We start from the raw sequence: 26009 nt of genomic DNA, 5'->3' as shown, positions 1-26009 counted from the left end.
TTTATTTTTTATTGTATTTTAGTAATTAAATATATTTTTAAAGCATTATAGTATTATTTTATATCAAATATTTTTATTATTTTATATTTTTATTAATACCAAGTTATCAACATTTTATTTCAGAATATATGGATTTCCATAACCTAATTTTTTCATAGTATCAATTTCAATTTTTTCCATTTTATTTTTTTTTTTTTGATTTTTGTGTTGGTAACCTAATAAATGTAAAATACCGTGAATAATGATGTGTGCCCAGTGGGATTCTAATGTTTTATTTTGTTCAAGAATTTCTTTTTGCATAATTTCTGCACAAATTACTAAATCTCCAATTAAATACGATTGAGTATATTTTGGTATTTGGTATGGAAAAGATAATATATTTGTTGGTTGATTTTTATTACGATAAGTAAAATTTATTTTTTGTATTTCTTTTTTATTTACTATACAAATAGTAATTTCACATTTTTTATGTAGAATATTTTGTATCCATTGTTGTATTTTACATTTTTTTGGAATGATATTTTTTTCTTTAATTTTAATCTTTAAATTTAACTTTATGTTTTTCATATGTCGAATGGTATAAAAATATTTTTAGAAAATATATTATATAATATATTTTCCATAGAAAAAAGAATTTTCTTGTTTTAAAACTTGTACTGTAATAATTTTTCCAATCATATTTTTATTTCCTTCAAAAAACACAGTTCTATTATGTTCAGTTTTTCCTAATACATATTTTTTATCTTGATCAAAATATTTTTCTACTAAAATTTTTTGATTGGTGTTAAGAATCTTTTTACTCCATTTTCTTGTTTGTTGTTTAATTTTTTCTTGTAATATTTGTAATCTTTTTTTTTTATTTATTAAACTAGTATGATCTAGTAGTTTTGATGCTTTTGTTCCTGGTCTTGGAGAATATAAGAAACTAAAACTCATATCAAAATTAATTTTAGAGACGATATGCATTGTATCTAAAAAATCTTTTTCTGTTTCTCCCGGAAATCCAACAATAAAATCGGAACTAATCTGTATATTTGGTCTTGCAGTTCTTAATTTATTAATAATATTTTCATAATCTATAATAGAATAAGGACGCTTCATGAGTCTTAATATTTTATTAGATCCACTTTGTATTGGTAAGTGTAAAAAACTGACTAATTTTGGTGTTTCATAATATACATCAATAATATCATCAGTAAAATCCATTGGATTACTAGTAATAAATCTAATTCTATAAATTTTAGGAATTAACGAAATTGATCTGAGTAGTTTTGAAAACGTATATTTTTTTCCATTTTTATCTATGTTTTTATATGAATTAACATTTTGTCCTAATAATTGAATTTCCCTGGTTCCATTATTAGATAAATATGTAATTTCATCTATAATATCATGAAATGGTCTACTAATTTCTCTGCCTCTAGTATAAGGAACAATACAAAAAGAACAATATTTGTTACATCCTTCCATTATTGATATTGATTGTGAACATTGAACATTTTTTTTTGGTATTATAATATTAAATTTTTCTAGTTTTGGAAAACTGATATCTATAAGAGATTTTTGTTGTTTAATTTTTTGTGAAATCATTTTTGGTAATCTGTGTAATGTTTGTGTTCCAAAAATAATATCAACAAAATTAGCTCTTTTAAGTATTTTTTTTCCTTCTTGATTTGCAACACATCCTCCTACAGCAATAATAAGGTTTTTATTTTGTTGTTTTAATTTTTTCCATCTACCTAGCTGATGAAATAATTTTTCTTGTGCCTTTTCTCTTATAGAGCACGTATTGAGAATGAGAATATCAGCTTTTTTAAATTCTTGTGTATTATTGTATTTTTTTTGTTTTATTAAAATATCGGAAATCATTAATGAATCATATTCGTTCATTTGACATCCCCATGTTTTTATATAAAACATTTTTTGTTTTTTGTTTTTTAAATGATTGATATTTTCCAAAAGTATTTTATTCCTTTTGATAAATTATTAAAATATATAAGAATATTTTTATAGTGTTGACGATGATACAATATTTATTGTTATTATATAATATATAGTATCATAGAATATATACTATATTTTATAGTTTACACTTTCAAAATTTATAAAAATTTTTATATATTATGAAAATAATAAAATAGAATTTTATATTATCATTTTGATTTGATAAATGAATTGCATGTAAATATTTTTGTATAAAACATGATATATAATTATTTTTTTTAAAAGAATGATTAATCTTATATTATTCAGAAATATCTATTTCTAATTTTAAGATATCTTCTATAGTTTGTCTTCTTCTAATGACCTTTGGAGTATTATTTATAAAGAGTATTTCTGGTATTAATGGTCGAGTATTATAGTTTGAAGACATAGAAGCACCATAGGCTCCAGTATCATGAAATACAATATAGTCTCCAATATGTATTTCTGGTAATTCTCTTTCTATTAATTCTCCATGTTCGTTTTGTGTAAAAATATCACCAGATTCACATAATGGACCAGCAATAATGGTTTTGATGTGATTATTTGTTTGTATTTTTTTTAATTTTTTAGATATTACCGAAATATGATGGTAGCTGCCATATAGTACAGGTCGTAGTAAATCATTGAAACCGACATTAATTAAAGTAAATCTTTTTTTTTGAACATACTTGATAGCATATACTTCTGCAACTAAAATGCCAGATTCTGCAACTAAAAAACGACCTGGTTCAATTTCTAGTTGAATAGGATGTTTAAAATGTTTTTGAATTTTATTTCTAGCACTATTCCATAATTTAAAATAATGTTCAGTATCTACTGGAATATCGGTGATTTTGTAAGGAATAGATAATCCTCCTCCTGCAGAAATTGCTTTAATATCTTGGTTGAATAATTTTGCTTGTTTTACCATAGCATTACATACTTTTTGCAAATGTTGATAGTCTACACCAGAACCAATATGCATATGTAATCCTACAAGTTGTAATTTATATTTTTTAATAATAGGAATTGCCAACATGGGGTTCCATATTCCGTGTTTACTGTTTTCTCCTCCCGTATTAGTTTTTTTATTGTGCCCATGACCAAACTTAGGATTAATACGAATCCATATTTTATGTCCTGGAGAAATTTTTCCTAATTGCTTTAACATATCTAATGAACCTGCATTAACTGTTATTTTGTAATTAACGATTTTTAGGAGTGTTTCTTTATCAAAAATATCAGCAGTAAATATAATTTCATCATTATTGGATTGAAAATTTGATGTTAAAGCACGTTCTATTTCTCCTAATGATACAGCATCTAATTTTATTCGGAAATTTTTCATAAATTGTAATATATGAATATTTGAACATGCTTTTTGAGCAAATCGAATAACATCAAATTTTTTTAGTTTTTGAATTTGATTGGCAATAATTTTGGAATCGTATATCCATATAGGATTTCCGTATTTTTTTATTACTGATAATATGTTTGTAATATTTAAGGAATGATTATTATTTTCTAAATTTATCATTTGTGATCCGTATTTTGTAAAGTTCGTAGTGTTGGAAATAATATAACATCACGTATGCTGTCTTGATTTGTAATAATCATGATTAATCTGTCAATTCCAATTCCTAATCCTGCTGTTGGAGGCATACCGTACTCCATGGCTTCAATATATTCTATATCATATAATATTTTTTTTGGATTATCTTGGTATTTGATATTTTGTTTGTTTAAGAATCTTTTTTTTTGATCTTCGGGATCATTTAATTCTGAAAAACCATTTGCTATTTCTATTCCCCCCATAAATAATTCAAATCTGTCAGCAATATTTTTTTTAATATTATTTCTTCGAGCTAATGGAGAGATTTCAATTGGATATTCAGTAATAAAAGTTGGTTGAATCAATTTTTTTTCTGTTGTGCATTCAAAGATTTTTGCAATTATTTTTCCTAATGTCCAAGTTTTTTTAATTGGTATTTCATATAAAATAGAAATTTTTTTTGCTTGTTCTAAATTAGATAAATGATTTTTTTGAATATTTGGATTGTAGTGTATAATTGCATTTTTCATAGTCAATACAGGAAATGGTTTTTGAAAATATAATATATTTTTTTGATATTGTAGAGTATGAGACCCATATATAGTTTTAATAATTGATCTTAATAAATTGGTAATAAATAATATTAGATCTTGATAGTTAGCATGTGCAATATATAATTCCATCATAGTAAATTCTGGATTATGTTTAGAAGAAATTCCTTCATTTCTAAAGTTACGATTAATTTCATAAATACGTTCGAATCCTCCAATAATTAATCTTTTTAAATATAATTCTGGAGAAACCCTTAAATACATTTTCATATCTAGTGTGTTGTGGTATGTAATAAAAGGACGAGCAGTAGCACCTCCTGGAATATTTTGCATCATTGGTGTTTCAACTTCAATAAAATCATTTCTATGCATAAACTCCCGAATGAGCATTAAGATTTTAGATCTTGTATAAAAAATTTTCATGGTATTTTTACTTGATAATAAATCAAGATATCTTTTTCTATACTTAATTTCTTGATTAGATAATCCATGAAATTTATCTGGAAGTGGTCTTAATGACTTTGATAATAATATAATATTTTCACAATATATAGATAGTTGTTTTGTTTTTGTTTTAAAAAGAATACCCGTAACACCAATAATATCTCCTATATCTAATTTTTTAAATTTTTTTTGATATATTTCAGAAGAAATTTTTTTTTCTGTAACATAAATTTGAATTTCTTCTATTGTACTTTTAATGTTTACAAAAGATGCCTTTCCCATAATTCTTTGGTTTGTTATCCTACCTATAATATTTACTAATATAGATTTTTTTTTTAATTCGTGATTTGTGATACAATTATATTTTTCATTAATTTTAGTAATATTAGTATTTGTTTGAAAATTATTTGGGAAAGAAAATCCATTTTTACGAATTTTCATTAACTTTTTTTTTCTGTTTTCATATTCATGATTTTCATGCACATTATTGTGATGTTGAAAATTTTTTTTATCTATCATAATTTTTATTACAATCCCATTTTTAAACTTTTTTCAATAAAAATATCTAAATTTCCATTTAAAACTGATTGAATATTTCTAGTTTCAATACCTGTTCTAATATCTTTGATAAGAGAATGATCCAATATATATGATCGAATTTGATTACCCCAACATATTGAAGATTTATTTTTTTCAATATTTTGTTTCTCAGCATTTTTTTTTTCTAGTTCTATTTTATATAGTTTGACTTGCATTTGTTTCATTGCCTGTTCTTTATTTTTGTGCTGTGATCTTTCGTTTTGGCATTGTGTTACTGTTGATGTAGGCAGATGAGTAATTCTAACTGCAGATTCAGTACGGTTAACATGTTGTCCTCCTGCTCCTGAAGCTCTATAGACATCAATTCTTAGTTCAGAAGGATGCATTTTAATATTTATAGCATTCTCAACTTCTGGATATATAAAAGCAGAACTAAATGAAGTATGGCGACGATTTCCGGAATTAAATGGGCTCTTTCTAATAAGTCTATGAATACCTGTTTCGGTTCTTAACCATCCAAATGCATATTTTCCGATTACTCGAATTGTTGCAGACTTAATACCAGCTATTTCTCCATATAACTCTTGTATAATTTCTATTTTAAATTTTTTTTTATCTATCCATTTTAAGTACATTCTTAGTAACATTTTTGACCAATCTTGTGCATCTATTCCACCAGAACCTGAATGTATATCAAGGTAGCAATTACAAGAATCGTATTTTTTTCGAAAAATATATTTGATTTTTATTTTTTTAAATTTATTTTTTATATTCTTTATTGATTGTATAATTTCTGGTATTATACTTGTATCTTTTAATTCTAAAGAAATGTTTATTAATTCTTTAGTCTCATAAAGAATTTTTTCAATTCTTTCTATTTCTTGAATAATATTGAAAATATTTTTATTTTTTTCGTTTTTTTTTTTTATATTATAATTATTTTCACAATGTATGTGATTAGGTATTGTATCTTTTTGAAGTATTTTTTTTTCTTTTTTTTTTCTTATTTTCTTTTTAAAATCTATTATTTTTTCTTGTATTTGGATTAATTGTTTATTGCATACATTTATTGTTGAAAACATATTTTTGCCTTATTTATCATGTATTTTACAATTTTAACAATTAAATACTTTAGTATTTTAAAAATACTTTATAATATAAATATATTTATATAATACACGTGTATAAAAATGTATATTGTATATATTATTTTATAATATAAAAAATTTTAAAAATATTTGCTATTTTTATTATTTTATTAAAAAATGAAGTTATTTCTATGAATATTATGTATAATAATTTATGTTGTTTTGAAATACTAAAACATTGGTCTATAACAAGAGTAACCGGTATAGATAGTACAAAATATTTAAATAGTCAGATTACTGTTAACCTATTTAATTTAAAAGATAATAATCATATTTTGTGTGCACATTGTAGTGCGAATGGGAAAGTACACAGTATATTGAGGTTATTTCATTATGACAATGGATATATGTATATTCAACGCCATTGTACTACTGAATTACAAATCTTCGAGTTAAAAAAATATTCTATTTTTTCGAATATTCAGATTAATACAATCAGTGAATATTTTTTATTAGGAGTGATGGGGATGCATGCTAAAAATATTCTTCTTTTATATTTTAATAATTTACCTAATCATAATTCTCCATTGATTATTTTAAAAGATATTATTATATTATGGTTTCCAGAACCTATAGAAAGATTTTTAGTGATTTGTAAAAAAAATGATTTATTTTTAATAAAAAATTTTTTACTTAAAAAATTAATACCTATGGTGTATGATAAATGGTTATTTTTAGATATTACAGCTGGTATTCCAATTTTAGAAGAGAAAATGTCTAAAAAATTTTTTCCTCAAAATATGAATTTAGAATTATTACATGCAATTGATTTTAATAAGGGTTGTTATTGTGGTCAGGAAATGATTGCAAAAATTCATTTTAAAAAAACTAATTATAAAAAATTATTTTGTTTAATTGGTATTTCATATGATACCATTGATTTATTTTCTACTATTGAAGTTTTTCAGAATTTTCAATGGAAAAAAATAGGAAAGATATTTTTTATTTTTTACGTTCAACATAATATTTTTATTCTTCAATGTATTTTAAAAAATAGTGATTTTATGAATTGTATATTTCGTATTCATCATAATAAAAAGAGTAAATTTTTTATTTTTTAAAATGATGTACGAATGTTGTAATTATTTTAATAATATTTTTTGTTAAAAATATTACAGAAATATATTTTCTATGGAAGTATCAATACTATTGTATTAATGGTTTATTTTTAGAATTTCTACTTGCAATTTTTCGATCATTTTCGTTTAAATATTTTTTTCTTATTCGTATTGATTTTGGTGTGATTTCTACTAATTCATCATCATTAATAAAACTTAATGATTTTTCTAAATTCATTTTTGTTGGAGGAACTAAATTAATGGCTTCATCAGTACCTGATGCTCTCATATTAGTTAATTTTTTCCCTGTTAGGCAATTTACAGTTAAATCGTTAGATCTATTGTGTATTCCAATAATTTGTCCTGTATATATTTTTTCTGCATGTTTAATAAATAATTTACCTCTTTCTTGTAAATTAAATAATGCAAATCCTGTTGCTATACCGGTACCATTAGAAATTAAAACACCATTTTTTCTTTGTCCAAGATTATTGATTTGTACTGTATCGTAATGTAAAAAAGAAGAATAAAATATTCCAGTTCCTGATGTGATATTCATAAATTGACTACGGAAACCTATTAATGCGCGACTTGAAATAATATATTCTAGTTGTATTCTTCCTTGTTTTTCTGTGTTCATATTAATCATTTTTCCTTTTCGATCTCCTATAAATTTCATAATAGTACCTTGATGTCGTATTTCAATATCAATGATTGCTGTTTCGAATGGTTCCGTTTGTATGTTATTTGTGTTTTTAAAAATTACTTTGGGTCTTGATACTGATAATTCAAAACCTTCTCTTCTCATATTTTCAATTAAGATAGATAAATGTAATTCTCCTCTTCCTGATACAGAAAAAACATTAGTATTATTAGTCAATTCTATTTTTAAAGAAATATTAGTTATCGTTTCTTTTTTGAGTCTTTGATAAATTTGATTAGATGTTAGATTTTTTCCTTCTTGTCCGCAGAATGGAGATGTATTGACTGAAAATAACATATTTACTGTTGGTGGATCTATGGAAACTGGTGGTAATGGACGTATATAATTCAGATCACAGATTGTGTCTGAAATATTTAAATCATCAATACCTGTAATTGCAATGATCTCTCCAGCAGATGCATGTTGTATTTCTATTTTTTGTAGGCCTAAATATTTTAAAATTTTTGTTATTTTTCCTTGTTTTTTTTTTCCTTTTGTATCAATTATGGATACCTGTTGATTAATTTGTATTTTTCCTTGTTGTATACGACCAATACCTATGACTCCTAAATAATTATCATAGTCTAATTGTGATATTTGAATTTGTAATTTTTTTTCTTGATATACTTTTGGTGTTGGAGTATATTTTACAATCGCTTTAAATAATTCAGACATATCTTTTTTCATATTATCGTATTCAGTACCTGATGATCCTAAAATTGCTGAAGTATAAATAATTGGGAAATCTAGTTGTTTTTCTGTTGCATCTAAGTTAATAAATAAATCAAATATTTTTTCTACTACCCATTCAGGTCTAGAATTTTTTCTATCAATTTTGTTGACTACAACTATAGGATTTATATTGTGTTCAAATGCTTTTTTTGTTACAAATCTAGTTTGTGGCATTGGTCCATCTACTGCATCTACAACTAATAATACAGAATCTACCATAGATAATATTCTTTCTACCTCTCCTCCAAAATCTGAGTGTCCTGGTGTATCAATAATATTAATTCTATATTGTTTCCATTCAATAGCCGTATTTTTAGATAGAATAGTAATTCCTCTTTCTTTTTCCAAAATATTAGAATCCATAATTCTATGATACATTTCTTTGTGATTTTTTAAACAACCAGATTGTTCTAATAATTTATCTAATAGTGTTGTTTTTCCATGATCAATATGAGCAATAATAGCTATATTTCTTAATTGCATAATTATTTTATTTCCTTTATCAAAATTTTCATAAAAATATTAATAATTATTATATAATATATAAAATAAATGTTATTCATTAAATGATATATCATTAGATAATAAAATGCGATATTACTATAATAATGCTACTTTTTTAACAAGTGCGACTAATTTTATGTGTAATCATGTTCCAAAAAATGGAATAGAAATTGGATTTGTTGGTTATTCTAATTCTGGTAAATCTACTGCTATTAATGCTTTGACGAATAAAAGTAAATTATCTCGTTTTAGTAAAAATCCTGGTAGAACTAATATGATTAACTTTTTTACAATATATAATAATCTAAGATTTGTAGATTTTCCCGGATATGGTTATTCTTTATATGAAAAGAATATAAATAAGAAATATAATTTAATTTTACATTATTTAGAATATCGTACATGTTTAAAGGGAATTATATTATTTGTTGATATTCGAAGATTATTACGATACATGGATAAAAAAATATTGCAACTGGTACAATATAAATCAGTGAAATGTGTTATTTTATTAACAAAATGTGATAAATTAAGTAAACTACAACAAAATAGGCAATTGAATATTTTACGAAAAGAATTAACAATATATTTTAAAGATATTAATATTATTTTATTTTCTTCCTTACAAAAAATAGGTATATCTTTAGTTTTACATGTTATTCATTCTTGGTATTTTTTTTTTCAAAATGATGGATAAGTATTTACATTTGTTATGATGAATTATTCAAAATAACATTTTGAATATCTTGTATAATTTTTTTATATTTTATTTCTTTGTTTATGTTTTTTAGATTCGGGATGAAAAAATTTAGTTCTTCATATTTTTTAACAATATTAATTTCACATTGAATTTTTGCTAATTTATACGATAAAAATGCCATTTTTTTACCATTTATTAATTTATTAATAATGTTTTGTGTCCCTCGTAAAGGTAATTTACGAATTTTTTCAAAATTATTGTATATTTTGGTAATATTTCCAATATTTATTAACAATGCAATTGCAATTTTTTTTCCAATACCTTTTACTCCAGGAATATTGTCAGCCGTGTCTCCTGTTAAAGATAATAGGTCAATAATTAATTTTGGTGGTACTCCATATTTTATTTTGATATTTTGTTCTTTTAAAATAGTATTAGTCATGTTATTCAGTATATAAATATTTTTATTGACTAATTGAGCTAAATCTTTATCACATGTTCCAATAAGTACATGATCTCCATGTTTTTCAGCAATTTTTGATAATGTACCGATGATGTCATCGGCTTCAAAATTAGGCATACTAATTACAGGGATACCGACATTCGTTAATAGTTGTAATATTTTAGGAATTTGACATTGTAGCGCATATGGCATTTTGATTCTATTTATTTTATATTTTTTAAATATTGTATTTCGAAAGTTTTTACCTTTTGTATCAAAAACAATAATTAATTTTTTTGGATTGAATTCTATCATCATTTTTTTTAAAATGTTTAATAAACTCAATTCAATGTTTAATGATTGTTTTTTGATATTGTTTTGTTTTAATTTTGCATAAAATATTCGGTAAAGATAAGAATATGCATCTATTAAAATGATATTTTTTTTTTTATTCATAATTAATATTTAAAATATTGAATATTTTATACAATCATATTTTAATTTATTAAAATATGATATTATTTTTAATATCCCTTTTTATGTGAATAATAGAATTATATAATTTATTTCTATTCATTAAAAATATTTTTTGAGTTCTTTTATACCCCTAAAAGGAGCAGAAAATGTTCCTAATTCTTCTTCTATTCTAATGAGTCTATTGTATTTAGATAATCTTTCAGATCTACTCATAGATCCTGTTTTAATTTGTCCTGATTGTGTACCTACAGCTAAATCAGCAATAGAAGTATCTTCGGTTTCTCCAGAACGATGTGATATTATTGTAGCATATTTGTATTTTTTAGCCATTTGAATAGTTTTTAAAGTTTCTGTTAATGTTCCTATTTGATTAAGTTTAATTAAAATAGCATTAGCAATTTTTTTTTTGATTCCTTGATATAATTTTTCAGAATTCGTAACAAATAAATCGTCTCCTACAATTTGAATGCGATGACCTAATAAATTAGTTTGATATATAAAACCATTCCAATCTAGTTCACTTTGACCATCTTCAATAGAAGTAATAGGATATTTTAATGATAATTGTTCAATAAAATGGTTAAATTCCCGAGAAGTAAAATATTTATTTTCACTTTTTAAAAAATATTTTTTCGTATTTTTATTATAGAATTCAGATGCTGCAAAATCTATAGCTAATGTAATATCTTTTCCTAAATGATAATTAGATTTTTGTATTGCTTCTTGAATTAATAATATTGCAGATTCATTGGATGGTAAATTAGGTGCGTATCCTCCTTCATCTCCTACTGATGTATTAATATTTTTATTTTTTAAAATAATACCTAAATTATGAAAAATTTCACATCCCATTCTAATCGCATCTTTTATGTTTTTTGCGCTTATAGGTTGTATCATAAATTCTTGAATATCTAAATTATTATTTGAATGGCTACCTCCATTTAGAATATTAATCATAGGAAGTGGCATGGAAAAACATTTTGGAGTATTATTTAATTCTGCAATGTATTCATAAAATGGAATTTTTTTACTCATTGCTACTGCTTTTGCTGTTGCCATAGAAATTGATAAAATGGTATTTGCTCCAAGTTTTTTTTTATTTTTTGTTCCATCTAAATCTAACATAATATTGTCAATTTCTTTTTGATTTTCTGCATTTTTATTTTTTAACGTATTAAATAATATTGTATTAATCATCTTAATTGCTTTGGAAACGCCTTTTCCTAAAAACCGTGATGGATCATTATCCCTGAATTCTAATGCTTCTTGTGATCCAGTAGAAGCTCCAGAAGGACAAGAAAAAATTCCAATTGAATTATCTTGTAAATGTACTTCTGCTTCTACAGTAGGAAAGCCTCTTGAATCAATTATTTCTCTACCAATAATTTTTTTTATTTTATACATTTTTTATTCCTTATAAATATTTTTACTATGAATGTATTTTTATTAATAATTTTTTTAATTTTTTATAAAATATGGTAATTTTAATTAAAACATATTAATATCATTTCTTATTAAGAATGATATAAATTATAAATACTTTATTTTTTCCATATTGTTTTTAAAGGAACAATTTGATTAAATACAAGATATTTTTTATTTGACAGTTTAGAATCTAAATGAAAATACCCTATTCTTTCAAATTGGTAAGTATGTATTTGGGTATTTTTAGGTATTGTAAGGTCAATAAAACCAATTTTAGTAATTTTAGAATTTTGATTAATATATTTTAGAAAATCTTTTTCTATTTCTGGATTTTTAATAATAAATATAGGATTATATAATATAAATTTGGATTTTATTGCATTTTTTTTAGAAATCCAATGAATAATGCCGTACTTATTATCATTATTTGGATTATTTTTGTGACATTTACAAAATATTGTAGTAATGTGATTATTAATGTCTTTTTGAATAGATTGTGCAGTAATAGTATAGGAGTATTTTAATTTTACTGTTTTACCTAAAGATAATCGATTATATTTTTTACTTGGATTTTCTTGAAAATCAGATCTTTCAATATATATTTCTTTTGTAAAAATTATCCTTCGAGATCCTAATAAATGATTTTTAGGATGGTTTAATACTTTTATAGTTTCTACATATTGTGAATCAATATTAGATAATATAATTTTAATAGGATCTAGGATTGCCATAGTTCTATGTGCTGTATGATTTAGTTCTTTTTTTATGCATGATTCTAATGTCGATAATTCAATTAAATTATTTTGTTTTGTAATTCCAATATTTTTACAAAAATTTTTAATAGATTCTGCTGTATATCCTTTTCTCCGTAACCCAGAAATCGTTAATATTCTTGGATCATCCCATGTATCAATAATTTTATTATTTATTAAACTTTGAATTTTTCTTTTAGAAAGAATGGAATATTCAATATTTAATCTGGAGTATTCATATTGTTGAGGATGATTATCAATACTAATATTTTTTAAAATCCAATTGTATAGTTTTCGATTGTCTTGAAATTCTAATGTACATAATGAATGTGTAATTTTTTCAAGAGCGTCTGATATACAATGTGCAAAATCATAAGTTGGATAAATACACCAAGTATTTTGAGTATAGTGATGTTTAATAAATTTGATTCTATATAATACAGGATCACGCATGATGATTAATGGAGATTTCATACTAATTTTTGCCCTTAAACATGCGTCTCCTTCTCGTATATTCCCTAATTTCATATTTTCAAATAATAGTAAATTTTCTTCAATACTTTGATTGCGGTAAGGACTATTAATTCCAGTTGTTTTTAATGTACCTCGGTATTTTCTGATTTCGTATTTTTTTAATTTTTCTACGTATGCTAAATTTTTTTTAATTAATTCAATAGCATACTGATATATTTCTTTAAAATACATTGATGTATATCGAATTTTTTTATACCAGTTAAATCCTAACCATATAATATCTTTTTTAATTGCTTGAATGTATTTAGTATGGTTGTTATTTGGATTAGTATCATCAAAACGTAAATTACATTTACCATTATATTGTTTTGCAATTCCAAAATTTAAACATATAGATTTTGCATGCCCAATATGCAAATATCCATTAGGATCTGGAGGAAATCGAGTTCGTATAGATATATTTTTTTTTTTAATATCTTGGATAATAATTTTATTAATAAAGTTATTATTAGATTGATTGAATTTCATATTTTTAAAAACTATATAATATATAATATAATATATTCTATTATATTTTTCATAAAATTAATAACATATATTAATAAAATATAAAAATTTTATATTAAAAATAAAAAAATGTTGACAAAATATAGCTAACCAGCATAATTTTAAATATGGCTACGTAGCTCAGTTGGTTAGAGCACAGCACTCATAACGCTGGGGTCAGGGGTTCAATTCCCTTCGTAGCTAAATAATGCGGGAGTGGCGAAATAGGCAGACGCACCAGATTTAGGATCTGGCACCTTTAGGTATACGAGTTCAAGTCTCGTCTCCCGTATATTGTAAAGAATATGGGGTATAGCCAAGTGGCAAGGCACCGGTTTTTGATACCGGCATCCCTGGTTCGAATCCAGGTACCCCAGAATTTTTTGATTGTTAATGAATATATTTTTATAAAATATTTATATTTTACATGATATATGTTGAATGTTGTAAAAATTTTATATGTCAATAAATCAATTAAAAAAAAATGTTGCAAAATCTGTTTTAGATTATCTTTCTTTTAAATATATTATTGGCATTGGTTCTGGTTCTACTATATTGTATTTTATTAAATTTTTAGCTCGTTGTAAAAAAAAAATTCTTGGTGTTGTTTCTAGTTCATATGACACAACTATGATTTTGCAAAAATATGGTATTCAAGTTTTTGATATTAATACTATTACTCAACCGGTAATTTATATTGATAGTGCAGATGAAATTAATACAAATCTTCAAATGATTAAAGGTGGCGGTGGAGCTTTAACAACAGAAAAGATTATTGCATCTATTGCAAAAAAATTTATTTGCATTGTTGATGAATCTAAAGTAGTTGATCAATTAGGTGTATATCCCTTACCTATTGAAGTGATTTTTCATGCTTATTCTTATGTGTTGAGAGAAATAATGAAATTAGGTGGTTTTCCAAAGTACCGAAATGGAGTGGTTACTGATCATGGTAATATTATTATTGACGTTTACCATTTAAATTTACGTCATCCAAAAGTGATGGAAGATAGAATTAATTCTATTCCTGGTGTTGTTACTGTTGGATTGTTTTGTAATAGAAAAGCAGATATGGCATTAATTGGAACAAAGAATGGAATTAAAATTATTAAATAAATTTTATAATACTGATATAGTATTTTCAATTCTTTGGATGATTAGTGCAATATACAATATTTTTAAAAATTATTTTTATACATTATTTTTAAATTTTTTTATTTTATTCATTAGAATGTATATTGCTATTTTATTAGAAATTTTTATTATATTGAATATTTTCACAAATTTTGAAAAATTTTATAAATTTTGCTACATCCGGAAGGATTTGAACCTCCGACCTCTCAGTTCGTAGCTGAGTGCTCTATCCAGCTGAGCTACGGATGCAAATTTTTCGGTGAAAGAGGGATTCGAACCCTCGATACAGAAATTCTGTATATTCCCTTAGCAGGGGAACGCCTTTAGCCACTCGGCCATCTCACCAATATTTTTTATAATATACTTATAATTTATATTACTTGTTTATTAAATTAAGTCAAATAGAATTTTATATTATATGAGTAATAATACTACTGATGATAGTATTTTTTTGATTTCAATATTATGTATAATATAATAATTTATATTTCTATAATACATATTTATATATGCTGAATAAATGCTATGTTAATAATGAATTTGAGAGATTGTACAATTAACATGTTTGATATTTTCATTTTGAATTTTTTGATATATTTCTTCTCGATATATAGAAATTCTTTTAGGAGCATTAATACCTATTCTAACTTGATTTCCTTTAATTTCTAATACTGTTATAGTAATTTCATTTCCAATAATTAGTGTTTCTCCTACTCTACGTGTTAAAATTAGCATCTTTTTTATCCTTCTGAATATCTAACAGATCATCTATATCAAATATTTTACTATAAATATGCAATGTAAATGCGATTATATAAATTTTTATTTGTATTTTTTTAAATTCATAAAAATACTTATGATTTTATAATATAAAGATATTATAGTAAAATTTATGAAATTTTAGATATTATCTGGGATTGAATATTTTTGATAATATTTTTAATATTATGAATGTATTTTCCAGCACATTCTGCTAATTCTTCTTTTCCGCCTCCATATCCATTGATATTTTTTTTAATAATATTAATAATTTGAATTGCTGTTATAATTTTTTTTATATTTAAAGTAATACTAGCGATAAATATATATTTATTGTTTTTTTTATAAAATAAAATTATAATCCCTGATGTGATTTCTTTTTTGATATGGTCTATAATATTTTTTAATAATTTTGAATCTTGAATTTCTACTTGCAGAAATAAGAAATGAATATTTTTTATATTTATCATTTTTTTCATGAATTTCTTTTTTTCTACTAATATTATTTTTTGATTTAATATATTGTTTTGTTTTTGTAGGTATAAAAAATTTTTTTGTAATTTTTTAATCTTAGGAATTATCGTATTTTGGTCAGTATGTAAAGTGTTTTGAATATTTTCTATTATTTGATATTTTTCATATATCTGTTTAAATGCGTATGTTCCAGTTTTTGCTTCTATTCTTTTAATTCCAAAAGAAATATTTTTACATGATATAATTTTAAATATCCCGATTTCTCCTGTTCGATTTACATGTGTTCCTTTACAAATTTCTTTAGAAAAATTACTTATTGTTAATATTCTTACATTAGTGGGATAATATTTATTTTTTAAAAATTTATAACCATGATTTTTTGCATTTTCAAATGTACAACATTTATTTTGAATAATAAGATTATTTTGAATTTTTTTATTAATTTTATTTTCTATATTGAAAATACTTTCTATGTTGATGATATTGGGATATGAAAAATCAAATCGTAAGTATTTTTCATTAATAAAGGAACCTTTTTGTTCAATATTATATTGTAGTTCTTCTTGTAGAGATGCCTGCAATAAATGTGTAGCTGTATGATTTTTTTTTATTAAAATTCTTTTTTTTAAATTGATTTTGGTAGTAACAATATCATGAATTTGAATCATTCCTGATTGTAATTGACCAATGTGTCCTATGGAGTTTATAAAATTCTGAGTATTATTAACTTTAAAAAATGATTTTTGATTGTAAATAATTCCAGTATCTCCAATTTGTCCTCCAGATTCTGCAAAAAATGGTGTTTTAGCAGTAATAATAATTCCATACTGATTTTTAGAAATTTTTTGACATTCTTCATTATTAACAAATATTTTTTTAACAATAGTAATAATTTTATAATTTTTGTATCCAGTAAATTTTGATTTTATATTAGTATGAATAGTATGAATAGATTTACAATTATTATTTTTATTTTTTTGATTTTTTTTATGTTCTAAAATAATATTTTTAATTTCTTTTTCATTAACTTGAATATTATTTTCATAACATATATTTTTAGTTAAATCTATTGGAAATCCAATAGTATCATAGAGAGAAAAAATAATTTTACTATCTAATTGATTATTTTTGAGTTTTTTAATATAGCATCGTAATAATGCTAATCCTTTTTTTAGAGTTTTAATAAACTGTAATTCTTCTTGTTTTAAAATATTTTCAATATATATTTTTTTTTGTTGTAGTTGTTCTTTAAAATCTTTTAACGATTTTATTGTTATAGAAACTAATTTATAAAAAAATATTTTTTTAATTCCTAATTTATTTCCATGTAATAGTGCTCTTCTAATGATTTTCCTTAAAATATAACCTCGATTATCATTAGAGGGTAATATCTGATCTCCAATAATACATACTGCTGCTCGAATATGGTCTGTAATAATGTTAATTGATATGTTATTTTTTATAGCATCTAATTTATGCATTTTACAAATATAATTTTTAATTTTTATCATTGAATCGATTTTATAATTTGAGTGTACATTTTGTAATACCGATGCAATTCTTTCTAAACCCATACCGGTATCTACTGATGCTGTTTTTAAAGGAACTAGATTATTTTTATTAATTTTATTAAATTGTATAAAAACGATATTCCAAATTTCTATACATTGTTTTTTGTTATTTAAATCATATATTTTACATTCTTTTTTTTTAAAAAAAATTTCAGTACATGGTCCACAGGGACCTGTTTCATTCATTTGCCAAAAATTGTCAGACTCATATTTTTGGTTATTTTTATCTTTTACTTGGATAATATTTTCTTTGGATAATTTAATTATATCTTTCCATATATTATATGATTCTTGATCTTTATAATATACCGTAACTAATAATTTTTCCTTTGGAATGTTAAACCAATTTTGATGTGTTAATAGTTTCCAAGCATATAAAATTGCTTCTTTTTTAAAATAACTTCCGAAACTAAAATTACCCAACATTTCAAAAAAAGTATTATGGTATGGACTATATCCTACTTGGTTTAAATCATTGTGTTTTCCTCCTGTACGCAGACATTTTTGTATTGAAACGACTTGTGAAAATGGATATTGTATTTTCCCTAAAAACACATTTTGAAATTGATTCATTCCTGCGTTTGTAAATAATAAATTTGAATCTTCTTGAGGAATTAATGAACTACTTTTAATGATTTTATGTTTGTGATTTTTAAAGAAATTTAAAAACATATTTTTAATGATATGGGTTGTATATTTCATTTTTCCTGCTTTTAAATTGCAATATGAATTTTTTTGATTTATAGAAGACATTTGTATTTAAAAAATTAATAGTATTTTTTATATATTTATTATATATTTGTTATATAAATAATAAAAATGAAACTGTTTTAATATATGTATATTAAAAATAAAATTACATTTCTTGTTTTACATTTTTATAGTTCTAAACATCGTTTAGATTATATTTTATTAAGTATTTTCCCTGAATATTCTCGTTCATTTTTAAAAAAAATGATTCTTTCTAAAAAAATTTTAGTAAATAATTTGTATACTGATAAGGTTAAAAAAAATATTTTTTTAGGGGATCATATTACAATTTTTGTAAAAAATAAAAAAAACAATATTCATGTTGGTGAAAATATTTCGTTAAATATTGTATATGAAGATTCAGATATTTTAATTATTAATAAATCTTTTGGATTAGTTGTTCATCCAGGAAATGGAAATCCCAAAGGAACATTATTAAATGCATTATTATATCGGAATATTGCATTTCACAGTATACCAAGAGCGGGTATTGTACATAGATTAGATAAAAATACTACTGGATTAATGATTATTGCTAAAAATATTACAGTATATTTAAAATTAAAAAAATTAATGAAAGATAAAAAAATTATACGTAAATATGATGCATTTGTACTAGGAAATTTAGTATCAGGAGGAAAAATTAATATTCCAATTATTAGAAATCCTAAAAAAAGAATTTATATGACTACAAACGATGTTGGTAAATCTGCGATAACATATTATAAAATTATACAAAAATTTAGATATTATACTCACTTAAATATTAAGTTAGAAACGGGTAGAACACATCAAATTAGAGTACACATGTTATATATTCGGTTTCCTATTTTAGGAGATCCTGTATATTTTTTAAGAAATGATTTTTCTAGAATACCTATCGATTGTTTAAATAAAGTAAAATTTTTTCATCGTCAAGCACTACATGCTAGTTATATTACGTTTGTACATCCAATCACTAATATTATTATTAGTTGCTATGCTGCTATACCATCGGATATGGTTAATATTATAAAATATTTATAATATTTTAATAATATATATTGTATATAATATTTTGTAAAAATATATTAACATGATATATATCATTTTATTGCATTCCAGAATATGAATATAAAATATGTGATACCTAAATTTTATAGAAAAATGTATACATTTTTGATCAAAAGTTTTTGTATATATTGATATATAAAATTTTTTTTATTTTTTATTTTTTTTAAGTCTGGTAATAGCAGTTTTCAATGCCCAAAAATAACCGTCTGTACCAAATCCCGAAATTACACCGCTAGAAATGTCAGAAATCCAGGAATTTTTCCTAAATTTTTCTCTTGCATAAATATTCGAAATATGTACTTCAATAAATGGTGTTTTTACAGATAGTAAAGCATCTCTTAATGCAATACTAGTATGTGTGAAAGCTGCTGGATTAATAATAATATAATCGTATTTTATAGATTTGTGAATTTCTTCAATTAAAATATGTTCTGCGTTAGATTGTACATGTGTTATTTTAGCATTCATTGTACTTGATTTTTTATACAATTTATTTAATAATTCTTTTAATGTTATTGTTCCATATATACTAGATTCCCGAGTACCTAATAAATTTAAATTTGGACCGTTTAATAATAATATTTTGAAAGAATTCATAGAGAATACCATTGAGCAATCAAAGAAGATTATTTTATAATAAATTTCTTTGAATATTTTGTAAAGATCTTAATATAAAATTTTGTTACACTGATGGAATAATATATGTTATATGAATTAGTTAGTAATCAATTACTACTGCAAAATGGTATCCAAGAAAAAGATATAAACTCTATTTTATATGATTGTATTTCACATAAAATAGATTATGCAGATATATATTTACAATCAAAAGTTTCCGAATCTTTTATTTTAGAAAATAAAATTATTAAAGAAGGTAAATACAATTTTGATCAAGGATTTGGAATAAGAGTATTTTCTGAAGAAACTACAGGATTTTCATATTCTAATTGCATTTCTTTGTATGAATTAAAGAAAAATGCTAAACTTGCATGTAGTTTTTCAAAAGATATACAATATAAAAAAAACAATATATTATCTTCGGTATGTTTAAAACCAATATATCCTATGATAGATCTTATCAACAATGAAATGATAAAAAAAAAAATTGATATCTTGAATTATATTGATTGTTTTGCTAGAAAACTTGATTCTCGTGTTATAGAAGTGAATGCTGTTTTAACTGGAACAGATGAAAAAATATTAATAGCATCTACAGATGGAACATTAGCAGCGGATGTTCGACCATTAATTCATTTATCAATTTCAGTATTAGTAGAGGATCATAATAATTTGGAAAGAGGATATAGCGGTGGAGGTGGTAGAATAGGTTATGAATTTTTATATAAAAAAAATGATCATGGAGTAAAAAATATAGAATTTTGGACTCGAGAAGCTGTTGAAAATGCAGTACTTAATCTATTTGCAAAAGAAGCACCATCTGGAACTTTTCCTGTTGTTTTAGGTTCTGGTTGGCCAGGTGTATTAATTCATGAAGCGGTTGGACATGGATTAGAAGGAGATTTTAATTTTCGAAAAAGTTCAGTATTTTACAACAAGTTAAATAAAAAAGTTGCTTCTTCATTATGTACTATTGTTGATGATGGAACTATGTTAAATAGAAGGGGATCGATTTCTATAGATGATGAAGGTATATTAAGTCAATATAATATTTTAATAAAAAATGGTATTTTAAAAAAATATATGCAAGATAGATTAACATCTAAATTAATGCATATGCCAACTACTGGAAATGGAAGACGAGAATCATATGCACATTTACCAAAACCAAGAATGACTAATACATATTTATTACCAGGAAAATACTCATTTGACGAGATTGTTAATTCTATAGAATACGGGATATTAGCATTAAATTTTTCAGGAGGTCAGGTTGATATTACTTCTGGAAAATTTGTTTTTTCAACTTCAAAAGCATTTTTATTAAAAAATGGAAAGATTATGTATCCTATTAAGGGAACAACATTAATAGGATCTGGAATTGAAGTTATGAAAAAAATTTCTATGATTGGAAATGATTTTAAAATGGATGAAGGTATTGGTGTGTGTATGAAAGATAATCAAAGCATTCCTGTTGGAGTAGGTCAGCCAACGATTAAAATTAATGCGTTAACGATTGGAGGTACCATATAATTAATTACATAGTAAAATTTTGCAGTCAGAGAAATATGACTGCATTTGATTAAAATATTTGCTTTAGTATCTATAAAGTATTATTTATATTCTTTCTTTAATTCTAGCAGATTTTCCTATTTTATTTCTTAAATAATATAATTTTGCTTTTCTGACTGCACCTTTTTTTTTAATTGAGATATTTTCGATAATTTTTGAATGTGTTTGAAACACACGTTCAATACCCTCTCCATTAGAAATTTTTCGTACAGTAAACGATGATTGCAGTTTTCTATTTTTAATGGCAATGACTACACCTTCAAAGGATTGCAATCTTTTTTTAGAAGATTCTACCACCCATACTTTAACTTCTATAGTATCTCCAGACCTGAATTTTGGTATATTAAAATTCATTTGTTTATTTTCTATTTTTTGAATAATTGTACATTTCATATAAGTACTACTTAAATTTGAATTATATTAATGAAAAAATTAAAATAACCGTATTATAAAAATTTAATATAATATTTTTGGTTATAATATTATTTGATGAATTTTTTGATAAGTATCAATTATTATAATACATACTGTATGTTGTTAGTGATATTATAATAATATATTTTGATAATGAATAATATTTTTATACATAAATATTTATTAAATCATTTTTATATTATAAAATATCTTCATTGATGTAAATATTTTTATTGAAAAGATCAATTTTTTTAATAAAAATTTTCTCGATAAATGGAATTAATATTTTTTTTTTATGCAATGTATTATGATGTTCAATAACCAGTATGTCATTTTTCTTTGATCTTAGAATTTGAATTACGACTCCAATAAATATTTTCTGTATGTTAAAAACAGAACAATAAAGAATATCTTTCCAATAATATTCACAGTTTTTTAATATAGGTAATTGTTTTTTTTTGATTTGAATAATTTTATTTGTTAATTGTATTGATTGATTTCGATTGTTAATATGTTTAAATTTTACATATATTCTATTGTTATATATTTTTTTTTTTTCTATATAAATATTTTGTAAAATGTTTTCGATTGTTATAAACCATGGTTGATAGTTTAGAATATTATTTTTAATTTCAGTATAAGAATTAATATAGTTCCATCCTAATATACCATGTGCAGATCCTATACTACCAACAATGAATAAATTTTTCATGTTTATAAATTATCTTTTATTTATAAAATTTATTAATATTTTTAATAATATTATTAATTCGATTTGATAATACAGCTCCATTTTTTATCCAATATTTAATACGATTTATATTGATATATATTTTTTTTTTTGGATCTATATTTCTGGGATCAAAAAACCCTAATTGTTCAATAAATTTACCATCTCTTGGAGATCTACTATCTGCGGCAACAATTTTATAAAATGGTTTTTTTTTTGCTCCTTTTAATGATAATCTAATTTTTACCATAATTTCCTCTTAAATTTTTAAATTTTTATTATATATTTGAATATAAAATATATTATGTATGATTTTTAATATTAAGATAATATATTATATATATTTAAAATATATTAGGAATCATATTTTTAAAATATTGAATAGTTTTTTGGATACCATTTTTTTGTATTTTTTTCATCATGTTTTTTAATTCATGAAATTGTTTTAATAATTTATTAATATCCTGTATATTAGTTCCAGATCCACATGCAATTCTTTTTTTTCGTGATCCTTTAATACTTTCTGGATGTGTTCTTTCGAATGGTGTCATAGAATTTATGATTGCTTCTATTTTTGAAAAAAATTTTTTATTATTTTGGTTCTGAAAATTTTTAAAACAACTATTTCCTATGGGAAATTTTGATAATACATTTTTAATACCCCCTAATTTTTCCATTTGTTGCATTTGTAATTTAAAATCATACAAGTTAAATTTATTATTTTGTTTTATTTTTTCTTTTATTTTTTGAATATTTTTTTTACCAATTTTTTTTTCTATATTTTCTATTATAGAAAGTGTATTATGCATGCCTAAAATTTTAGATACTATTTTTTCTGCATTAAATATTTCAAATGATTTTATTTGTTCTCCTGTACCAATAAATTTGATTGGTTTTTTTGTAATATAACTTGCAGATAGCGCAGATCCTCCACGAGTATCACTATCAAGTTTAGTTAATATGAGTCCTGTAACATTGATGGATTGGTTAAAATGATCAGCTATGTTTATGGATTCTTGTCCCATCATAGTATCGATCACAAAAAATGTTTCGATTGGTTGAATAGTATTTTTGATATTATAAAGTTCCTGCATCATATGTTCGTTAGTATGTAATCTTCCTGCAGTATCTAGTATAAGAACATCATATAACTTTTTTTTTGCATACTTTATACACTCTTGACTAATGAGAACGGTATTATTTATATTTTTGGATTTAAAAAAATCAATTTTATTATTTTGAGATAAAATTTTTAACTGTTTAATTGCAGCAGGACGATAAATATCAGTAGAAGCAACTAATACTTTTTTTTTATAATTATTATATATAAATTTTCCTAATTTAATTACACTAGTTGTTTTTCCTGATCCTTGTAATCCCATCATTAAAATTACAGCAGGAGATGCTACAGATAGATTTATATTATTGTCTTTACGTTCTATAATAGATAATAATTCCTCTTTGAGAATTTTAATTACTTCTTGACCTGGTGTTAAACTACTATTAATATTTTTACCAATAATTTTAGTTTTTATTTTTTTTATTAGTATTTTGATAATTAATAATGATACATCTGCTTCTAATAATGTTTTTCTAATTTCTCTTAAGGTATTTTGAATATCTTGTTTTGTAATTCTTCCATATCCTGAAATATTTTGAATAATTTTTATAAATTTTTTTGAAAGATTATTAAACATTTCTGATTCTCAAAAGATGATTGTTTATAAATTGTAAGGTTGATAATATAAATATTTAAAATTTTTATACTATTAATTTTTTATAGCAACTTAAAAACTTTATTAGTATATTTTTTTTATGCAAAATATTAATTACATTTTGAATATTTTCAGATTGTATGTGGTTTTCAATTTCTATGTATATAGTTTTTTGAAATGTATTTTGATAATTTTTTTTAATTTCCTTGATTTTTAAATTATATTTTTGAAATATAGATACGATTTCAGAGAATACAATGGTTTTTTTTAAAAGAATTAATACTGTTTTTACATTTCGATTATCAATAATATTTTTTTTTTCATTTGATAAAATTAAAAATTTTGTATAGTTGTTGATTTTGTTTGATATATTTGACAATATTATCTTTAAATTGTAAATTTTAGCACTGATTGGATTTCCAATAGCAGCAACATGATTATTATTGATTTTAGATATTATTTGCATAGCTTCCGAAGTACTGTTTGTGTATTTTAGTTTCCATCTTGTAAAATTTTGAAGAAATTGGCTACATTGAGCAAATGGTTGAGAATGACTATAAATTTTTTGTATAGATTCTATACTAGTATTGTTATTTGCTATTAAACAATGTTGAATCAGAAGATGGAATTCCCCAGATATACACAATTTACTATTACATAATAAATGATATGTTTCATTTATAAATCCAGAACTATTATTTTGAATAGGAATTATTGCATAATGAGATTTATAATTTTTTAAATCGTCAAATATTTTTTGAAAATTTTTATGTTCTTTTAGATAATATTTTTTATTAAATTTTTCGATATATTTCATAGTTGCAAGATACGAATATGATCCTATAGGACCTAAAAAAGAAATTGTTTTTTTAAATATCATATTTTTTTTTATTTAATTTATCTTTTATATTTGTTTGTGTTAAGATAGAATCTTGAATAATCATTTTAAATATATTACAAATATAATTTTTAGAAATATTATATGTTTTTCCAAATGTAATTAAGGTATTGAGAAGTTCTCGTTCTCTATTTTTATCTTTTATAGGAAGATTATGCAGAATTTTGATTTTTGCAATTTGAATAACAATTTCTTTTCTTTTAGATAATAAATGTAATATTGATTCATCAATCTTATTAATTTTATTACGTAAGTTTAATAATATATTATTAGAGTGCATTTGTAATACCCTTTTATTATGATAATGA

23 protein-coding genes and 5 tRNA genes are annotated in these 26009 nt (G+C 22.9%); 8 read left to right on the top strand and 20 right to left on the bottom strand.

Annotation, left to right across the window (positions count from 1 at the left end):
* Nucleotides 1-114: 114 nt before the first annotated feature.
* The 5 genes from ybeY to prfB all read right to left on the bottom strand — a co-directional run bounded on the left by ybeY (nucleotide 115) and on the right by prfB (nucleotide 6134).
* Nucleotides 115-567 (bottom strand): rRNA maturation RNase YbeY, encoded by a 453-nt coding sequence (gene ybeY, locus AB4W53_RS01505; RefSeq protein WP_367671691.1) that lies wholly within the window; start codon nucleotides 565-567, stop codon nucleotides 115-117.
* Nucleotides 568-603: 36 nt separating this feature from the next.
* Nucleotides 604-1920 carry a tRNA (N6-isopentenyl adenosine(37)-C2)-methylthiotransferase MiaB gene (gene miaB / locus AB4W53_RS01500; RefSeq protein WP_367672136.1) on the bottom strand — a complete coding sequence of 439 codons (1317 nt, stop codon included), beginning with the start codon at nucleotides 1918-1920 and terminating at the stop codon, nucleotides 604-606.
* Nucleotides 1921-2245: 325 nt separating this feature from the next.
* Nucleotides 2246-3502, bottom strand: coding sequence for a diaminopimelate decarboxylase (gene lysA, locus AB4W53_RS01495; protein ID WP_367671689.1), 1257 nt, complete (start codon nucleotides 3500-3502; stop codon nucleotides 2246-2248).
* A complete protein-coding gene (lysS, locus tag AB4W53_RS01490) occupies nucleotides 3499-5031 on the bottom strand; it encodes a lysine--tRNA ligase (RefSeq protein ID WP_367671687.1) in 1533 nt (510 codons plus the stop codon). The genes lysA and lysS overlap by 4 nt, the downstream gene beginning before the upstream one ends.
* Before the next feature lie 8 nt (nucleotides 5032-5039).
* Entirely contained in the window at nucleotides 5040-6134 is a 1095-nt protein-coding gene (gene prfB, locus AB4W53_RS01485; RefSeq protein ID WP_367671685.1) for a peptide chain release factor 2, read from the bottom strand.
* A 206-nt stretch (nucleotides 6135-6340) separates the two neighbouring features.
* On the opposite strand from prfB, the gene ygfZ reads away from it, so the two are divergent.
* A complete protein-coding gene (gene ygfZ, locus AB4W53_RS01480; RefSeq protein ID WP_367671683.1) occupies nucleotides 6341-7261 on the top strand; it encodes a tRNA-modifying protein YgfZ in 921 nt (306 codons plus the stop codon).
* Between the two features lie 85 nt (nucleotides 7262-7346).
* Here ygfZ and typA read toward each other — a convergent pair whose 3' ends face one another.
* A complete protein-coding gene (gene typA / locus AB4W53_RS01475; RefSeq protein ID WP_367672135.1) occupies nucleotides 7347-9182 on the bottom strand; it encodes a translational GTPase TypA in 1836 nt (611 codons plus the stop codon).
* Between the two features lie 100 nt (nucleotides 9183-9282).
* Between typA and yihA the strand changes: the two genes are divergently transcribed.
* On the top strand, nucleotides 9283-9894 hold the full coding sequence (yihA, locus tag AB4W53_RS01470; RefSeq protein WP_367671681.1) for a ribosome biogenesis GTP-binding protein YihA/YsxC: 612 nt from the start codon (nucleotides 9283-9285) through the stop codon (nucleotides 9892-9894).
* Nucleotides 9895-9907: 13 nt separating this feature from the next.
* On the opposite strand, the gene AB4W53_RS01465 is transcribed toward yihA, so the two are convergent.
* From AB4W53_RS01465 to glnS, 3 genes are all read right to left on the bottom strand, one after another.
* On the bottom strand, nucleotides 9908-10795 hold the full coding sequence (locus AB4W53_RS01465; RefSeq protein WP_367671679.1) for a 5'-3' exonuclease H3TH domain-containing protein: 888 nt from the start codon (nucleotides 10793-10795) through the stop codon (nucleotides 9908-9910).
* 120 nt (nucleotides 10796-10915) lie between these two features.
* Entirely contained in the window at nucleotides 10916-12220 is a 1305-nt protein-coding gene (eno, locus tag AB4W53_RS01460) for a phosphopyruvate hydratase (RefSeq protein WP_367671677.1), read from the bottom strand.
* A gap of 137 nt (nucleotides 12221-12357) precedes the next feature.
* Nucleotides 12358-13995, bottom strand: coding sequence for a glutamine--tRNA ligase (gene glnS, locus AB4W53_RS01455; RefSeq protein ID WP_367671675.1), 1638 nt, complete (start codon nucleotides 13993-13995; stop codon nucleotides 12358-12360).
* Between the two features lie 148 nt (nucleotides 13996-14143).
* Here glnS and AB4W53_RS01450 point away from each other — a divergent pair.
* The 4 genes from AB4W53_RS01450 (at nucleotide 14144) to rpiA (ending at nucleotide 15129) form a co-directional block, all read left to right on the top strand.
* Nucleotides 14144-14217: transfer RNA gene (locus tag AB4W53_RS01450), tRNA-Met, on the top strand.
* Between the two features lie 6 nt (nucleotides 14218-14223).
* Nucleotides 14224-14305, top strand: a tRNA-Leu gene (locus AB4W53_RS01445).
* A 14-nt stretch (nucleotides 14306-14319) separates the two neighbouring features.
* Nucleotides 14320-14390: transfer RNA gene (locus AB4W53_RS01440), tRNA-Gln, on the top strand.
* A gap of 82 nt (nucleotides 14391-14472) precedes the next feature.
* The gene (rpiA, locus tag AB4W53_RS01435) at nucleotides 14473-15129 is read left to right on the top strand and encodes a ribose-5-phosphate isomerase RpiA (RefSeq protein ID WP_367671674.1); all 657 of its coding nucleotides are present in this window, start codon (nucleotides 14473-14475) and stop codon (nucleotides 15127-15129) included.
* Between the two features lie 193 nt (nucleotides 15130-15322).
* Here rpiA and AB4W53_RS01430 read toward each other — a convergent pair.
* The 4 genes from AB4W53_RS01430 to alaS form a co-directional block, all read right to left on the bottom strand.
* Nucleotides 15323-15396: transfer RNA gene (locus tag AB4W53_RS01430), tRNA-Arg, on the bottom strand.
* Between the two features lie 8 nt (nucleotides 15397-15404).
* Nucleotides 15405-15492, bottom strand: a tRNA-Ser gene (locus tag AB4W53_RS01425).
* Between the two features lie 183 nt (nucleotides 15493-15675).
* Nucleotides 15676-15882, bottom strand: a complete 207-nt coding sequence (csrA, locus tag AB4W53_RS01420; protein WP_367671673.1) for a carbon storage regulator CsrA — start codon at nucleotides 15880-15882, stop codon at nucleotides 15676-15678.
* A gap of 155 nt (nucleotides 15883-16037) precedes the next feature.
* Nucleotides 16038-18653, bottom strand: a complete 2616-nt coding sequence (gene alaS, locus AB4W53_RS01415; RefSeq protein WP_367671671.1) for an alanine--tRNA ligase — start codon at nucleotides 18651-18653, stop codon at nucleotides 16038-16040.
* Between the two features lie 135 nt (nucleotides 18654-18788).
* On the opposite strand from alaS, the gene AB4W53_RS01410 reads away from it, so the two are divergent.
* Nucleotides 18789-19727 carry an RluA family pseudouridine synthase gene (locus tag AB4W53_RS01410; RefSeq protein ID WP_367671670.1) on the top strand — a complete coding sequence of 313 codons (939 nt, stop codon included), beginning with the start codon at nucleotides 18789-18791 and terminating at the stop codon, nucleotides 19725-19727.
* 174 nt (nucleotides 19728-19901) lie between these two features.
* On the opposite strand, the gene aroQ is transcribed toward AB4W53_RS01410, so the two are convergent.
* Nucleotides 19902-20351, bottom strand: a complete 450-nt coding sequence (gene aroQ / locus AB4W53_RS01405) for a type II 3-dehydroquinate dehydratase (protein WP_367671669.1) — start codon at nucleotides 20349-20351, stop codon at nucleotides 19902-19904.
* A 105-nt stretch (nucleotides 20352-20456) separates the two neighbouring features.
* On the opposite strand from aroQ, the gene tldD reads away from it, so the two are divergent.
* Nucleotides 20457-21905 carry a metalloprotease TldD gene (gene tldD / locus AB4W53_RS01400; protein WP_367671668.1) on the top strand — a complete coding sequence of 483 codons (1449 nt, stop codon included), beginning with the start codon at nucleotides 20457-20459 and terminating at the stop codon, nucleotides 21903-21905.
* An 84-nt stretch (nucleotides 21906-21989) separates the two neighbouring features.
* Here tldD and rplS read toward each other — a convergent pair whose 3' ends face one another.
* The 6 genes from rplS to AB4W53_RS01370 all read right to left on the bottom strand — a co-directional run bounded on the left by rplS (nucleotide 21990) and on the right by AB4W53_RS01370 (nucleotide 25981).
* Nucleotides 21990-22337: a 50S ribosomal protein L19 gene (rplS, locus tag AB4W53_RS01395; protein WP_367671667.1), complete on the bottom strand. Its 348-nt coding sequence runs from the start codon at nucleotides 22335-22337 to the stop codon at nucleotides 21990-21992.
* 220 nt (nucleotides 22338-22557) lie between these two features.
* A complete protein-coding gene (gene rimM, locus AB4W53_RS01390; protein ID WP_367671666.1) occupies nucleotides 22558-23070 on the bottom strand; it encodes a ribosome maturation factor RimM in 513 nt (170 codons plus the stop codon).
* Between the two features lie 16 nt (nucleotides 23071-23086).
* On the bottom strand, nucleotides 23087-23338 hold the full coding sequence (gene rpsP / locus AB4W53_RS01385) for a 30S ribosomal protein S16 (RefSeq protein ID WP_367671665.1): 252 nt from the start codon (nucleotides 23336-23338) through the stop codon (nucleotides 23087-23089).
* 94 nt (nucleotides 23339-23432) lie between these two features.
* The gene (ffh, locus tag AB4W53_RS01380) at nucleotides 23433-24785 is read right to left on the bottom strand and encodes a signal recognition particle protein (RefSeq protein WP_367671664.1); all 1353 of its coding nucleotides are present in this window, start codon (nucleotides 24783-24785) and stop codon (nucleotides 23433-23435) included.
* Nucleotides 24786-24849: 64 nt separating this feature from the next.
* Nucleotides 24850-25683, bottom strand: a complete 834-nt coding sequence (locus AB4W53_RS01375; protein ID WP_367671662.1) for a prephenate dehydratase — start codon at nucleotides 25681-25683, stop codon at nucleotides 24850-24852.
* The gene (locus tag AB4W53_RS01370) at nucleotides 25673-25981 is read right to left on the bottom strand and encodes a chorismate mutase (protein ID WP_367671660.1); all 309 of its coding nucleotides are present in this window, start codon (nucleotides 25979-25981) and stop codon (nucleotides 25673-25675) included. Before AB4W53_RS01370 ends, AB4W53_RS01375 begins: the two co-directional genes overlap by 11 nt.
* Nucleotides 25982-26009: the final 28 nt, after the last annotated feature.

It is taken from the genome of Buchnera aphidicola (Myzocallis carpini) (assembly GCF_964059025.1).
Lineage (GTDB): Bacteria > Pseudomonadota > Gammaproteobacteria > Enterobacterales > Enterobacteriaceae > Buchnera_L > Buchnera_L aphidicola_AK.
Note: the sequence above shows the minus strand (reverse complement) of the source record. Positions and strands in the feature narration are given on the sequence as shown.

Bases quoted from the DNA above. Each gene is read 5' to 3' on its own strand.
- ybeY (WP_367671691.1), bottom strand. From the start codon at position 567: ATGAAAAACATAAAGTTAAATTTAAAGATTAAAATTAAAGAAAAAAAT.
- miaB (WP_367672136.1), bottom strand. From the start codon at position 1,920: ATGTTTTATATAAAAACATGGGGATGTCAAATGAACGAATATGATTCA.
- lysA (WP_367671689.1), bottom strand. From the start codon at position 3,502: ATGATAAATTTAGAAAATAATAATCATTCCTTAAATATTACAAACATA.
- lysS (WP_367671687.1), bottom strand. From the start codon at position 5,031: ATGATAGATAAAAAAAATTTTCAACATCACAATAATGTGCATGAAAAT.
- prfB (WP_367671685.1), bottom strand. From the start codon at position 6,134: ATGTTTTCAACAATAAATGTATGCAATAAACAATTAATCCAAATACAA.
- ygfZ (WP_367671683.1), top strand. From the start codon at position 6,341: ATGTATAATAATTTATGTTGTTTTGAAATACTAAAACATTGGTCTATA.
- yihA (WP_367671681.1), top strand. From the start codon at position 9,283: ATGCGATATTACTATAATAATGCTACTTTTTTAACAAGTGCGACTAAT.
- AB4W53_RS01465 (WP_367671679.1), bottom strand. From the start codon at position 10,795: ATGAATAAAAAAAAAAATATCATTTTAATAGATGCATATTCTTATCTT.
- eno (WP_367671677.1), bottom strand. From the start codon at position 12,220: ATGTATAAAATAAAAAAAATTATTGGTAGAGAAATAATTGATTCAAGA.
- glnS (WP_367671675.1), bottom strand. From the start codon at position 13,995: ATGAAATTCAATCAATCTAATAATAACTTTATTAATAAAATTATTATC.
- rpiA (WP_367671674.1), top strand. From the start codon at position 14,473: ATGTCAATAAATCAATTAAAAAAAAATGTTGCAAAATCTGTTTTAGAT.
- csrA (WP_367671673.1), bottom strand. From the start codon at position 15,882: ATGCTAATTTTAACACGTAGAGTAGGAGAAACACTAATTATTGGAAAT.
- alaS (WP_367671671.1), bottom strand. From the start codon at position 18,653: ATGAAATATACAACCCATATCATTAAAAATATGTTTTTAAATTTCTTT.
- AB4W53_RS01410 (WP_367671670.1), top strand. From the start codon at position 18,789: ATGTATATTAAAAATAAAATTACATTTCTTGTTTTACATTTTTATAGT.
- aroQ (WP_367671669.1), bottom strand. From the start codon at position 20,351: ATGAATTCTTTCAAAATATTATTATTAAACGGTCCAAATTTAAATTTA.
- tldD (WP_367671668.1), top strand. From the start codon at position 20,457: ATGTTATATGAATTAGTTAGTAATCAATTACTACTGCAAAATGGTATC.
- rplS (WP_367671667.1), bottom strand. From the start codon at position 22,337: ATGAAATGTACAATTATTCAAAAAATAGAAAATAAACAAATGAATTTT.
- rimM (WP_367671666.1), bottom strand. From the start codon at position 23,070: ATGAAAAATTTATTCATTGTTGGTAGTATAGGATCTGCACATGGTATA.
- rpsP (WP_367671665.1), bottom strand. From the start codon at position 23,338: ATGGTAAAAATTAGATTATCATTAAAAGGAGCAAAAAAAAAACCATTT.
- ffh (WP_367671664.1), bottom strand. From the start codon at position 24,785: ATGTTTAATAATCTTTCAAAAAAATTTATAAAAATTATTCAAAATATT.
- AB4W53_RS01375 (WP_367671662.1), bottom strand. From the start codon at position 25,683: ATGATATTTAAAAAAACAATTTCTTTTTTAGGTCCTATAGGATCATAT.
- AB4W53_RS01370 (WP_367671660.1), bottom strand. From the start codon at position 25,981: ATGCACTCTAATAATATATTATTAAACTTACGTAATAAAATTAATAAG.